Annotated in this window: 13 protein-coding genes; 6 read left to right on the top strand and 7 right to left on the bottom strand. The window is 60.5% G+C overall.

The features are described from left to right. The first annotated feature begins 32 nt into the window (after positions 1–32). Positions 33–1061, top strand: a complete 1029-nt coding sequence (locus AC0JZ4_RS19540; RefSeq protein ID WP_471888166.1) for a homoserine dehydrogenase — start codon at positions 33–35, stop codon at positions 1059–1061. Further along, positions 1058–1759: a glutamine amidotransferase gene (locus AC0JZ4_RS19535; protein ID WP_471888165.1), complete on the top strand. Its 702-nt coding sequence runs from the start codon at positions 1058–1060 to the stop codon at positions 1757–1759. The genes AC0JZ4_RS19540 and AC0JZ4_RS19535 overlap by 4 nt, the downstream gene beginning before the upstream one ends. A 130-nt stretch (positions 1760–1889) precedes the next feature. Here the strand turns inward: AC0JZ4_RS19535 and AC0JZ4_RS19530 are convergent, their stop codons facing one another. From AC0JZ4_RS19530 to AC0JZ4_RS19510, 5 genes are all read right to left on the bottom strand, one after another. Next, the gene (locus AC0JZ4_RS19530; protein ID WP_471888164.1) at positions 1890–2864 is read right to left on the bottom strand and encodes a LysR family transcriptional regulator; all 975 of its coding nucleotides are present in this window, start codon (positions 2862–2864) and stop codon (positions 1890–1892) included. A 102-nt stretch (positions 2865–2966) separates the two neighbouring features. Beyond that, positions 2967–3695: a L,D-transpeptidase gene (locus AC0JZ4_RS19525; protein ID WP_471888163.1), complete on the bottom strand. Its 729-nt coding sequence runs from the start codon at positions 3693–3695 to the stop codon at positions 2967–2969. A gap of 262 nt (positions 3696–3957) precedes the next feature. Next, positions 3958–4707, bottom strand: coding sequence for an SDR family NAD(P)-dependent oxidoreductase (locus AC0JZ4_RS19520; protein ID WP_471888162.1), 750 nt, complete (start codon positions 4705–4707; stop codon positions 3958–3960). A gap of 117 nt (positions 4708–4824) precedes the next feature. After that, a complete protein-coding gene (locus AC0JZ4_RS19515) occupies positions 4825–5733 on the bottom strand; it encodes a LysR family transcriptional regulator (RefSeq protein ID WP_471888161.1) in 909 nt (302 codons plus the stop codon). 201 nt (positions 5734–5934) lie between these two features. After that, positions 5935–6498, bottom strand: coding sequence for a TetR/AcrR family transcriptional regulator (locus AC0JZ4_RS19510; protein WP_471888160.1), 564 nt, complete (start codon positions 6496–6498; stop codon positions 5935–5937). A 107-nt stretch (positions 6499–6605) separates the two neighbouring features. On the opposite strand from AC0JZ4_RS19510, the gene AC0JZ4_RS19505 reads away from it, so the two are divergent. After that, positions 6606–8015, top strand: coding sequence for an amidase (locus tag AC0JZ4_RS19505; protein ID WP_471888159.1), 1410 nt, complete (start codon positions 6606–6608; stop codon positions 8013–8015). A gap of 130 nt (positions 8016–8145) precedes the next feature. Here the strand turns inward: AC0JZ4_RS19505 and AC0JZ4_RS19500 are convergent, their stop codons facing one another. Further along, positions 8146–9495, bottom strand: a complete 1350-nt coding sequence (locus tag AC0JZ4_RS19500) for a lactonase family protein (RefSeq protein WP_471888158.1) — start codon at positions 9493–9495, stop codon at positions 8146–8148. A gap of 132 nt (positions 9496–9627) precedes the next feature. Between AC0JZ4_RS19500 and AC0JZ4_RS19495 the strand changes: the two genes are divergently transcribed. Further along, the gene (locus AC0JZ4_RS19495) at positions 9628–10500 is read left to right on the top strand and encodes a LysR family transcriptional regulator (RefSeq protein ID WP_471888157.1); all 873 of its coding nucleotides are present in this window, start codon (positions 9628–9630) and stop codon (positions 10498–10500) included. Between the two features lie 118 nt (positions 10501–10618). Then, positions 10619–10747, top strand: a complete 129-nt coding sequence (locus AC0JZ4_RS19490) for a hypothetical protein (RefSeq protein ID WP_471888156.1) — start codon at positions 10619–10621, stop codon at positions 10745–10747. Between the two features lie 49 nt (positions 10748–10796). On the opposite strand, the gene AC0JZ4_RS19485 is transcribed toward AC0JZ4_RS19490, so the two are convergent. Then, positions 10797–11693 (bottom strand): LysR family transcriptional regulator, encoded by an 897-nt coding sequence (locus AC0JZ4_RS19485; RefSeq protein ID WP_471888155.1) that lies wholly within the window; start codon positions 11691–11693, stop codon positions 10797–10799. Positions 11694–11785: 92 nt separating this feature from the next. On the opposite strand from AC0JZ4_RS19485, the gene AC0JZ4_RS19480 reads away from it, so the two are divergent. Beyond that, positions 11786–12613, top strand: a complete 828-nt coding sequence (locus AC0JZ4_RS19480; protein WP_471888154.1) for an SDR family oxidoreductase — start codon at positions 11786–11788, stop codon at positions 12611–12613. The last annotated feature ends 24 nt before the right edge of the window (positions 12614–12637 follow it).

The following is a 12637-nucleotide window of genomic DNA, read 5'->3' as shown; positions in this document are numbered from 1 at the left end:
TGGAACGGCCAGCCGAAGCGAGAGATGGATGCATGAAGACACATAAGATTGCCATTGCAGGTTTCGGAGGCGTTGGGCGGGCAACGGCAAGCCTGCTTTTGGCCCGGCGTGAACACTATCGTGCAACCTACGGAGCGGATGTCAGGTTGGTCGCGATATGTGGATCGAAAGCCGGTCTGGGAAACGCCGACGGCCTGGAGGAACATCAACTGGGCACGCTCGAGGACGGCCTTTCGGGACCCGCCTTCATCGAGGCAAGCGGCGCCGATATCCTCATCGAGGCGGGACCAAGCGATTTTCGCACCGGTGGTCCGGGGCTCGCCTACCTTCATTCCGCCTTGTCGGCCGGGCGCGATACGATCGTCATATCGAAAGGCGCGCTGGTCCATAGCGGAAGGCAACTGCGCGAGCTTGCGCGAGACACTGGCGCGATGCTGAAACTCAGCGGTGCCGCCGCAGCCGCCCTGCCGACGATCGACCTTGTCGAGCATAGTCTCAAGGGTTGCGAAGTGCTCGAGGTCGAAGGCATTCTGAACGCCACCACCAACTACCTGCTCGATGCGATGACGACGCGTGGGATTGGTTTCGCGGAAGCCTTGCGCGAGGCGCAACAAGGCGGTTTCGCCGAGGCCGATCCGCGCAACGATACGGAAGGCTGGGACACCGCCTGCAAGCTGCTGCTCATCGCCAATTTCGGCCTCGGCGCCGATCTGGCGATGGATGATCTGGCGGTCGAGGGCATCCACTCGGTCACTGCGGAGCGTATCGAAACGTGGCGCGGGCAAGGGCTCGTTCCGAAACTCGTCGGCAGCCTCACGCGGGTGAATGGAACAATCCAAGCCAAGGTCGCCGTCCGAACATATCCGCTTTCCGATCCATTCGCCAACATCCGCGGCAAGGGCAAGGCAATCCGCATCACAACCGACGCGATGGGTGAAACGATCGCGATCGGATCAGGTAAAGAGCCACTTGCCACCGCTGCTGCCGCGTTGAAGGATCTCGAGCACATCCTGACCGCACGAGCCGCGAAATCATTGCCGGCATCGGAGACATCGCGATGACGAGACGCAGCCTGCAAGCCATTCGCCATATCGGTTTCGAAGACCTCGGCAGTTTCGAAATCCCCTTGCGGGAGGCCGGTTACGACATCGACTATGTGGATGTCGCAGACCGCGATGTCGGGTGTCTCGACCCGCTGGGCGCCGATCTTCTCGTGGTTCTGGGCGGTCCTATCGGCGTTTACGATCATGAGGCCTATCCGACCATCACTCGGGAAATCGAATTGTTGCGGGCACGCATTGCTGCGGATCGGCCAACGCTCGGCATCTGCCTCGGCGCGCAACTGATGGCCGCCGCCCTCGAGGCACGGGTCTATCCCGGACCGGCCAAGGAGATCGGCTGGTCGCCGCTCGAGCTGACCGAGGCCGGCGCAGATCATCCACTGGCCGCATTGCGGGAGGTAGCGGTTTTGCATTGGCATGGCGATACATTCGATCTGCCGATCGGCTGCGTGCGCCTCGCCTCCACCCCACTATGCCGCAATCAGGCCTTCGCCCGCGGACCGAACATCCTCGGCCTCCAGTTTCATCCCGAGCCTTTCGCGGCACGCTTCGAACACTGGCTTCTCGGCCACGCGAGCGAACTGGCGACTTCAGCCGTCAGTCCTGTGGCTCTACGCAGAGATACGCATTGCCATGGCGAAGCTCTCGAGGTGGCAGGCACACGGTTTCTGAGCGAATGGTTGTCGCGGATCAACTAGACGCCAATTGGCTCTAGATGCCCTCGAGCCGCCGGTCTGTATCCTGTGCCAACGACAGGATCGTACATTCTGGAAGCTTAGCGCGGCGGCTGTCAGGCATCAGCTCGCCGAGATGTCTAGCATCTCCCGTTTATTCCGCCGCGCCGGCCAGCATCTGCACGAGCGCCTGCTGCGAAGGCTCCTGCGTCGAGCGATCACCTGCGACGATGCCCTCGACGGTACGCAGTTCCCGGGTCGCAAACTCGCTGAAAACCTTGACGACCGGCCGCATGAAGCGAACGGAGGGATAGACCCAGAAGGCCTCCGTCGGCTTCACCTCGTAATCCGGCAGAATGCGGACCAGGCGACCGCTCGCCAGCTCGGCGCTGACCAAAAGCTGTTGAACCGGCCCGGCCGCATGACCTTCCACCAAGGTCGAGGCAATCACCTCGGCGCTGTTCGTCCGCAGGATGGGTCGGATCGGAACATCAACGATATCACCTCCGCGGCCCTGCAATGTGAGAATGTCGGCCGGAGCGACCAGTCTTGCACTGGCAATGAACCCTATTTCAGACAATCGCTCGAATGTATCGATCGGCCCGTATCGTTCGAGCAGGCTCGGCGCCGCGACGAGTATTCTACGGATCGAACCAAGCCGGCGAATGATGAGTTCCTGGCTGGCCGGGCGACCGTACTTGATTGCCACATCGAAATTCTCGTAGATCAGATCGACGTCACGATTGTCGAGGATGAGATCCACGGTGACAGCGGGGTACTGTCGCTGGAACGCCATGACGATGCGATGCAGGTGTTTCGCGCCGATACACGACGGCGCGTGGATGCGCAGACTGCCTTCCACCGCTCCCATATCCAGGCGAACGCCTTCAAGCGCGGCATCGATTGCGATCAGGGCTTCGCGGCTCGCATCGTAGAGCGACTGCCCCTGTGCGGTTGGCCTGACGATCCGTGACGAACGTTCGAGGAGACGTGCGCCGACATGGCGTTCGAGGTTGCGCAGATGCTTCGTGACACCCGGTTGCGACATGTCGAGATCGCGGGCGGCGGCCGTCACCGATCCCCGTTCGACGGTCCGCACGAAAGCTCTGAGGGCTGCAGCAATGTCCAATTCAAACCTGCCTCTCTGACGTTTGGGATGTCCCGGCAGCCGCGGGGCGAAGTCGACGATGACGACACCATCTCCATCGCACCGGCATGCCTTTTGCCGTTCTCATGTCGCCATCACCCCCGGTTGCTGATGGACAACGATCCGCGCATGATAGGGAACGCGCTCGTAGAGATCGATGATATCGTGATTGACGAGGCGAACACAGCCTGACGACACGCTTTTGCCAATCGACTGCCATTCCGGACTGCCGTGGAGCCGATAGAGCGTATCCTGCCGGTTCTGGAAGATATAGAGCGCACGCGCACCGAGCGGATTCATGATGCCGGGTTCCATGCCGCCGTTTGCGACGGAGTAGCGCTCCAGTTCCGGCTGACGCGCGATCATTTCGGATGGCGGCTTCCATCGCGGCCAGTGCTGCCTCCAGTGGATGATACCCTCTCCCTGCCAAGCGAACCCCTCACGACCGATACCGACCCCGTAGCGCATGGCGGTTCCGCCCTCTTCGACAAGATAGAGAAAGCGGTTGGGAGTATCGACAACCACGGTTCCGGCCCGCTCGCCCGTCGGATCGGCAACGCGTTGTCGATAATATCTGGGATCCATTTCCCGGTAAGGAATGGCAGGCACGAAATGCCCTCCATCTTCGAAGCTGGCGTAGCGTCCTTCCAGCTCCGGGTCTGATGCGGGAAGTGGCGGCGGTGGCATTGTGGTCGTGGCGGGCTGAGACGGAACGACCTCGCCCTGCGTTCTGCATCCCGCCAGACCCGCCGTCAGTGAAAGCGAGCCGAGCAGGAAGGTCCGGCGAAACAAATCTCTGTGCTTTTTCTGCATTGCAACGATTTCACCAATCATCAATCCGGCGCGAACGGCACCGGTTCCACGACAAGAGACAGCACAGCCATGCCATGCATGTCCATTACTTATGGGGTAATCGCACTCATAACCAATGGCTATGCAATGCGCTAGACGCCCCTGCCAGCGGCGGTTGCTTGTCGCAAGCCTCGGACGAAACAGCCTGTACCTGCGGTCACTATGGACGTCGCCTTCATGCTATCGCGGGAGAAAGGGCCGCTTGATCACGGCCCTCATCCATTCAGACCTGCGCCCAGCCACCATCGACGGTCAGTTCGATGCCGGTGATGAACTCGGATTCATCCGATGCCAGGAACAGGACCGTCTTTGCAATGTCGTGGCCCGTCCCCTTTCGACCGAGTGGCGTCAGATCAATGGCCTGCCTGTTCATCTCGTCGATCATCTCCTTGCTGAGGCCTGTACGGCGCATGATGTCCGTATCAATGAAGCCCGGAGCCAGAGCATTGATCCGGATGCCTTTCGAACCGTATTCGGCGGTCAGTGACCGGGCCAGCGAGCGTAGTGCCGCCTTGGTCGCGGAGTAAACGGACAGCCCTGCCGTGCCCCTTACGCCCTGGATCGAAGTGTTGAGGATAATGGAGCTTCCGGCGCCCATCAGCCCGATGAGCTTCTGAACCGTGAAGAACGTGCCCTTGAAGTTGGTATTCGCCGTGAAATCGAAGTCTTCGTCGGTGACCTGCTCGAACAGCCCCGGCCGGGCACCGCCGGCGTTTGCGAACAGGATATCAAGGCGACCGTACCGCCCTTCGACATGCTCGCGCAGAGCATCGAGGTCCGAAAGCTTGGAAATGTCGCCACGGAAACCTTCGGCCTCATGACCTATCTCGCCGACAGCGGTATCGATGGCCATCTGGTCTCGACCCGTGATGATGACCCGCGCACCCTCCTGCGCAAACAATTTTGCGGTCGCCAGTCCCATGCCGGTGCTGCCACCGGTAATGACCGCGATCTTTTCACTGAGTTTTCCCATGCGAAGTTCCTTTCATGTCGAGCTGCCTGACTGCAGCGATGAACGGAACATAGGAGGCTGACTTTCAGCAACCGAGACCGGCCGAGAGACTAGCATCCATTCCTTGACGGAATGACGTTACGGCATGAGACGCAAACTGGGCTCCTCCGCGCAGACCTCGGCAAGAAACTCAACGACCACGCGGAAACGCTGCGGCATCTTGCGGCCACTCGCATACAGGGCGTGAATCGGAGAGGGTTCGGGCGTAAATTGCTGAAGGATCGGGATGGCATTCCCCGACTTCAGGTCTGCGGCCAGCATGGCTCGCCCGACATATCCGATGCCAATCCCCGCCAGTATTGCCGCCCGTTGGTCCTCCACATCATTGGTTGCGAGATTTCCCTCGGGTTCAAGCAGCATAAAACCGTCCGGACCGTTGAACTTCCAGGGCTGTGTGGAACCTTGCGTCTGCCCGACAATAAGATTGTGTGATCTTAGATCCGCTGGCGAATGAGGAGTGCCGTTGCGCCCGAGATAGTCGGGAGACGCTGCGATCACCATCTGCAAGTCCCCGATCCTGCGTGCAATCAGCGTGGAATCCGGCAAAGTTCCAACCCGCAAGGCAACGTCGATCCCGTCTCTGACAAGGTCCACGCGACGCTCGGCAACCGAAAGTTCGATGGTGATGCCCGGGTAGCGTTCGAAGAAGGCGGGAAGTCGCGGGATGATGAACATCCGGCCCAAGGCGGGCGGGGTAGCCAGACGGACATTGCCTGTCGGCTTGACGCTTTTCTGCCTGATCCGACCTTCTGCCTCTTCGAGATCTCCGAGAATGCGGATAGCGGATTCATAAAGATCCAACCCCGCCGCAGTCGGGCGCAATCCACGCGAAGTGCGGCTGAGCAACGGCGTTTCAAGACGCGCCTCAAGCGCGGCAATCTGCTTGCTCACCGCCGGCTGTCCGATACCGATTTCTCGTCCGACATGGGTGAAGCTTCCGCGTTCGACCACGCGTACGAATAACTGAAGCGACGAAAAGCGATCCACGAGCCATTCCTGTTTTGGAATACACTGTCATGGCGTTCAGCCGAGTTCAACAGCGCCGGCGGAGCGGAAATGGATTGCAATCGGTCGACCGAGCGCTTGACGAAGATCGTGATGGAATGAACCCGCAGATCGCCGATGCAGCACCCAGGCCAATTCAACCTGTCGCTTCCAGATTTCATTACCGGTAACGCCTTTCTGGCATCACCCCGGAATTAGCCCAACCGAGCAATAGCTTTCGATCAGCGTGTCATACAGCGCGATATCCGCTCGAGCTCTGGCCATTAGCTGCGCGCCGGCAACGGCTGCGAAGATTGCGCGGGCACGAGCATCCGCATGGTCGTCCGTTACCGCATCTGCAGCGATCAAAGCCTTCTTCAGCCATGCGACATTGACGTCCCAAAACACCTGCACTTCACTCTTCACGATGTCGGGAAGGTCGTCATACTCCGCCCCCATGAAGCTTGCCATGCACATCCGGTTATCGTTTTCCAACGCCCAGCGGAAAGTCTGCGGATAGCGCCGAAGACGCTCATGCGGATCCGGATGGGTGTTCCAGATTTCATCGAGAGCGCCAACGGAGCACTCCCAATAGCGATGGGCGACAGCTGCCGCGAGCTCAGCCTTGCCTGGGAAGTGATAGTAGATGCTTGCCGCTTTGATGCCGACAGCGGCCGCCAGGTCGCGGATGCTCAATCCACCGTAACCATGTGCCTGCGCCAGCTGCGTTGCCGCCTCCAGAATCTTCTCTCGGGAATTCTCGCTCATCTCTATGCCTCGTACCGACATTTCTCTTTAGCGCAAAAGGGACCTTGACCAACCGGAATTTGCATTCTAATTTTACCTAACTAACGTTAGTTATTTTGGAGGTGAACATGAACACCGATTTCATCTATTCCGACGCAACGCACCTCGCAGAGCTCATCCGCACCAAGCAGGTCTCACCAGTTGAGATTATGGAAGCGCACCTGGATCGTATCGAAACGATCGATCCGAAGGTGAACGCCATCGTCACGGTCTCCGAGCGTGCATTGGATGCTGCAAGGGAAGCCGAAGCGGCTGTGATGAAGGGCGGAAAACTCGCACCCCTTCATGGAGTGCCATTCACAGCAAAGGACTCGATCGACACGGCTGGCGTGCTGACGCAGCGCGGCTCGCCGATATTCAAGGGTCGAATTCCTGAAACCGATGCCACCAGCGTCGCACGGATGAAGATCGCCGGAGGCATCCTCCTGGCCAAGACCAACCTTCCGGAATTCTCGTACTGGATCGAGAGCGACAACCTGCTTTCCGGGCGATCCAACAATCCCTGGAACCTTGAACGCACACCTGGCGGCTCTAGCGGCGGCGAATCAGCGGCCATCGCAGCCGGAATGTCCCCGATCGGTCTTGGTACCGACCTTGCCATTTCTGTCCGCGGTCCAGCCGCACAGACCGGCATCTCGTCATTGAAGGCGACCCATGGCCGAATACCGATGACCGGCATCTGGCCACGCGCTCCACGCCGCTTCTGGCATGTCGGCCCGATGGCCCGCAGCATACGCGACCTGGCGCTGGCATTCTCGCAGCTTTACGGTCCCGATGGCCTCGACGCTTTCGCGACCAGTACTGTCCCATTCGACGCGGGCATCGGCCGCCAATCCGATCGAGAGCTTCGCGTAGGCTGGCTTGTCGAGCCGGGCTTCGGCCCGATTGATCCGCAGGTGGCTGCAACGGTCGAGACAGCCGCAGATGCCCTGAAGGACGCTGGCCTGCATGTCGAACCGGTCCGCATCCCGGCGCTGGAGCGTGATTTCGCCCTCGATGTGTTCAACCGATTGCATGTGATGGAAATGAAACCGGACTTCGTGGAAGCGACGGCCGGTCGCCGCGACGACGAACTCTACAAGATGGCGAGGACCATGCTCAGCCTGCCGGACACGTCTATGAGGGACTACATCGGGGCTGAGCAGGCCGCCGAACGCATACGGGATGGTTTTGCGGAATTCTTCAGTACGTTCGACGTGCTTATCACCCCTGTCCTTCCCCTACCCGCCCACAAGCACGGCCAGGAGCAGTTCGTCATCAACGGCCGGACGGTCGATGCCACCTACCTGCAGGGCGCCACAGTTCCGTTGAACCTCACGGGCCTGCCAGGCGTCTCGATGCGGTTTGGCACCAGCAAGGATGGTCTGCCGATCAACGTCCAGCTGGTTGGCAGCTGGCAGGCGGAATCGACCATCCTGGACGTCGCGTCGCTCCTTGAGGCTGTCAGCCCGGTCCGCAATCTCCACCCCCAACTTTGATCAGGATGTGCTCAACCAGATGCTCAAACAGGCTACGATCGAGGGTGTCGCGACGACCGGCTGAAATTGTCCCATATCCTTGTCTTGGACGTGAACAGAAGTCTCCGCTTACGCCCGCCGCGCCCGACCATCATCGGGATACGGCGACATGATGAACGCCGTGCGGCAACGGCACCCGGCCAACCTCTTCAAGCCGTAGTACCGCGCCTTTCACGACACGAAAGACGGCAAGGCCGGCGCCAACGCCCGGTGCCGCGCCAGGCTGTGCCTCGAACGAGGTGGCAATCAAATGGTCACCGGTCAGATCGAATGTACCGCCTTCGGGCAGTACCGCTTCGAATGGCGTATCGGAAAGCTTCCTCAGATCACCGGTCTGCGGATCGAAGGACAGCAACGATATTCCCGCCTCACGGGTGTAGCGTGGCGTGCCGGGCGCAAAACTGGTGCCGCGCATGTTGAAGGTCGCAACAAGTCGCCCGTCCGGGCTGACGGCGATCCCCTCGGCGGAAACATCCGTATCGACACTGGCCAGCTGCCGATGCTGCCCGTTCGCGGCTTCAGGTTCGGCGAGACGGATGACGCTGATCGTCGAAGCCGCATTGGGAATGCGCTCGTCGAGCGTCGTCGCCTTGAAATTCCGTCCCCAGTTGGAGGTCAGATAGTGCCGGCCATCCGGCGTGAAGCGGCCGACGAAAGGGTCGCGGCCCGTCTCGACAGGATCGCCCCAGAGCTTGACCGCAAGCGCTCCCTCGCCTTGCGTCACCTCGACAAAGGCGACGCGATCCTGCGTATTGATATTGACCGCCAGATGGCGGCCGGACGGATGCCATTGCACATTGGTTGCCGTGACGCCGCCACGCAGACCTTCCGCCGATCCGCTCAAACCTAGATCCGCAAGAGAAAAGCGTGCCACCTGTCCGAACAGGCCATTGCGAAATTCCACTATCTGCAAAAGGCTCTCTTCCGCCGTATTGGAAACGACGGCAACCCGCCGTCCATCCGGGCTGACGGCGAGGCTTTCCGGATTGATCCCGATCTCCACCGTATCCGCCAGCTTCGGATTGGTGGCATCGCTGAGGTCGACGGCGAATACCCGGTTGCCGGCCGGCAACTCCCTGACGGTCGTAGCACCGACGGGGCGTTCGCCAAGCCGCTCGGTCACGAAAGCGGTTCGGCCGTCCGGTGTCAGTTCCAGAATCTCCGGCGCCGCCGTCACCGAATTTGAAACCGGCAAGGCACTTTGCGTCACCTTGCCATCGGTGATGGACAGGATGGTCAGTGTATCCTTATGCCCGGCTTCTACGGGTGCAAGGACGGAGTCCGCATAGGTTTTTGCTAGGTAGTCGCCATCCGAGATGACTGCGACCTTGCCCGCCGATATGCCGGCCAGAACGTCAACCGATTGCGCCGATGCCTGAGCAGCGAACATCAGCGCTGCCGCAGCCAGAACTGTCTTAGAAAGAAGACGCGAAATCATCATGGCCCATTCTCCGTTCCATGTTCAAATCCGGTACGGACAGAAAGATAGGCGCCTCTTTGATCGGCATCCAATTGGAATATATTGATCTGTGATAGGCGTTATGCATCAGGAGGATCGATGGATATCCGAGCCATGACATGCTTTGTGGCCGTCGCGGAGGAGCTTCACTTCCGTCGCGCCGCCGAGCGGCTGCATCTCACCCAGCCGTCGCTCAGCCAGCGCATACGTGTGCTTGAAGCAGAGGTCGGCACGGCTCTATTTGCCCGCGACCGCCGCAGCGTTGCGCTTACCCCTGCCGGAAAGGCCTTCCTCGAACCCGCCCGCAGGGTCATCGACAACGCGCGCGTCGCAAAAGAACAGGCGTTGAGGGCTGTGCGGGGAGATGTGGGACAACTGCGTCTCGGTTTTACGGTGATTGCCTTTTACGGATTGCTCCCGCAGGCGCTCCAGGCGTTTCGCCGCCTTCACCCCGACGTGGAGGTGGAACTTGTCGAGATGAATTCGCCGTCGCTCGAAACGGCGCTTGCCACTGGCACGATCGATCTCGCCATCCTGCATCCGCCGCTCGCGCATCCGGACCTTCAAAGCCACGCCTTGCCCGACGAAACGTTCGTGCTTGCGCTGCCGGAGAGCCATCCGCTTTCCTCCCTGGCGGAAGTCGCGATTGGACAGCTCGAAGGCGAACCCATGCTGATAGCACCGCGCAGCATTGGTCCCAGCATCTACGATCGCATGATCGCACTCTTCCAGTCGCAGGGCGTGACACCCCGGATTATCCAGGAGGTCACGCCGATGACGACACTTTCGGGCCTCGTCGCGGCCGGCGCCGGGCTTGGCTTCGTCACTGCTGGGCTTGCTCGCCAACCACGGCCCGGTATCTGCTACCGCCCGGTCACGCCATCACCGCCGCCCTTGCCGATCGCCGCTGCCTGGCTGAAACCCGGCCTTCCCGTCACCGGCAGACTGTTTCTGGATGAGGTCATAGCGCATTATGCGGCTCCATAGCTCTCAAGGCCAGCTTCAGCATATCGCACCCACTCATGGATAAGATCAATCAACGCCCTCAAGGCTGGCGATGGCTGTTCGCTGCCAGGATAATGGAGGTAAAAGCCGGGAAATCTCGGTGTATAGCGAACAGCGAGACGAGCCTACCGGACTGAACATAGCCCGCGACCTGGCCGTCGAGCGGGATGTCATGAACCAGCGGCGGCTCCACAAGGTCTATGCCGGCCGCAAGGTCTCAAGCGCCTGAGACAGGTTCAAGGACATCTCACCGGATGGTGGTTGTTGTGAGTTACCACTTAGCTCGCGCGCATGACATCGATGAACGCGCGTAAGGTAGGGGGCACATGGCGATGTCCGGGATAGTATAGCCGCAATCCTGCGACAGGTGGCGACCAGTCGGCTAGCACCACCTCGAGGCGCCCATCGTCGATCCATTGGCGAGCGGAGCTTTCGGGAACATACGCAATCCCCAATCCGGCTGCCGCAGCCTCGACGGTGATCAGGGTATGATTGAGGATCAGAGCGCCGGGAACATTTACGACGGCTTCCTGTCCATGCCTCTCGAACTCCCAGCGGTAAAGCTTGCCGCTCGGCAGCCGCTGGCGGATGCACTGATGCTGCGCGAGGTCGTCTGGAACCCGCGGATGCGCCCTGCCCTCCAGATAGCCGGGCGAGGCGATCGCCACGAAACGGACGTCGTCTCCGAGCGGCACCGCGATCATGTCCTGCGGAACGGCTTCCGCCAGACGCACGCCTGCATCAAATCCTCCTGCAACGATGTCGACAAGATCGCCCTCGACGACGAGATCGATCGACGCCTTCGGGTATTTAAGGAGAAAGCGCGGCACTGCATCTTTCATCAGCGCACGGATCGCCACCTCTCCTCCGTTTATCCGAAGCGTTCCGGCGGGCTCTCCACCATCGTCGGCAACGGCGTCGATCGCGTCGTTCAGATCTCGGATCGCCGGCGTCATCCGCCGCAGCAATCGTTCGCCGGCCTCGGTCAGCGCCACGCTGCGTGTGGTGCGATGGAGCAACCTCACCCCGAGCTGCTTCTCCAGCGCCGCAATCGTGTGGCTGAGGCCCGAGCGAGAAACACCCATCGAATCCGCCGCGACACGAAAGCTCCGATGCATCGCGACCATTGAGAATGCCGCAAGATCGGCAAGGGTCGGCCGTTCAACTGGTGTCATTTCCCCACCATGTCATGCGAATTATACGATATTTTCGCACCTATAGCAGGTCGCTATCCTGATCTCAATCACCAGCAACAAGAGGTAGCACGATGACGAAAACATGGATGATCACCGGCGTCTCCGCCGGACTTGGCAGAGGCATGGCCGAAACACTCCTGAACCGCGGCGATCGCGTCGTCGGGTCGGTCAGGCAACTCCAGTCCATCATCGACCTTCAGGGCAACTACCCGGATCTGTTCCGCGCTGTGGTGATGGATCTCACCGACGTCAGTCAAATCCGGAGGGCCGTCACCGAAACATTCGAATGGGCGGGCCACGTCGATGTCGTGGTCAGCAATGCCGGCTACGGGCTGTTCGGTGCCGCCGAAGAAGTAAGCGACGTCCAGATTGATCGCCAGATCGCCACCAATCTCGTCGGGTCGATCCAGCTGATCCGCGCGGCGCTGCCCCATTTGCGCAAGCAAGGCGGTGGCCGGATCGTTCAGGTCTCGTCCGAGGGCGGACAGATCGCCTATCCGAGCTTCAGCCTCTACCACGCGACAAAGTGGGGCATCGAAGGGTTCGTCGAGGCGGTTTCGAAGGAGGTGGCCCCTCACGGCATCGACTTCATCATCGCGGAACCGGGACCGACGGGCACCAACTTTGGGGCAGCTCTGGACGTGGCGGATGTGCTGCCCGTCTATGACAATACGCCTGCCGGTGCAGTTCGCCGTGCCATCGAGACCGGAAGCTTCGAAATCAAGGGAGATGCCGGCCGCACCGTCGATGCAATCATCGCGGCTGCGGATTCGGTAAAGCCTCCGTTCCGCTTGCCGCTCGGCAGCAGCGCCTTCGAGCAGATCAGCAGCGTCCTTGAGGAACGTCTTCGGGCCGTCCATGCACTCCGCACCGTGGCCTTATCCGCCGACCGGCCCTGACCCATCGAAACACTGAAAGGATCA

Source organism: [Rhizobium] kunmingense, assembly GCF_977018605.1.
This window is presented reverse-complemented; position numbering and strand designations above follow the sequence as displayed.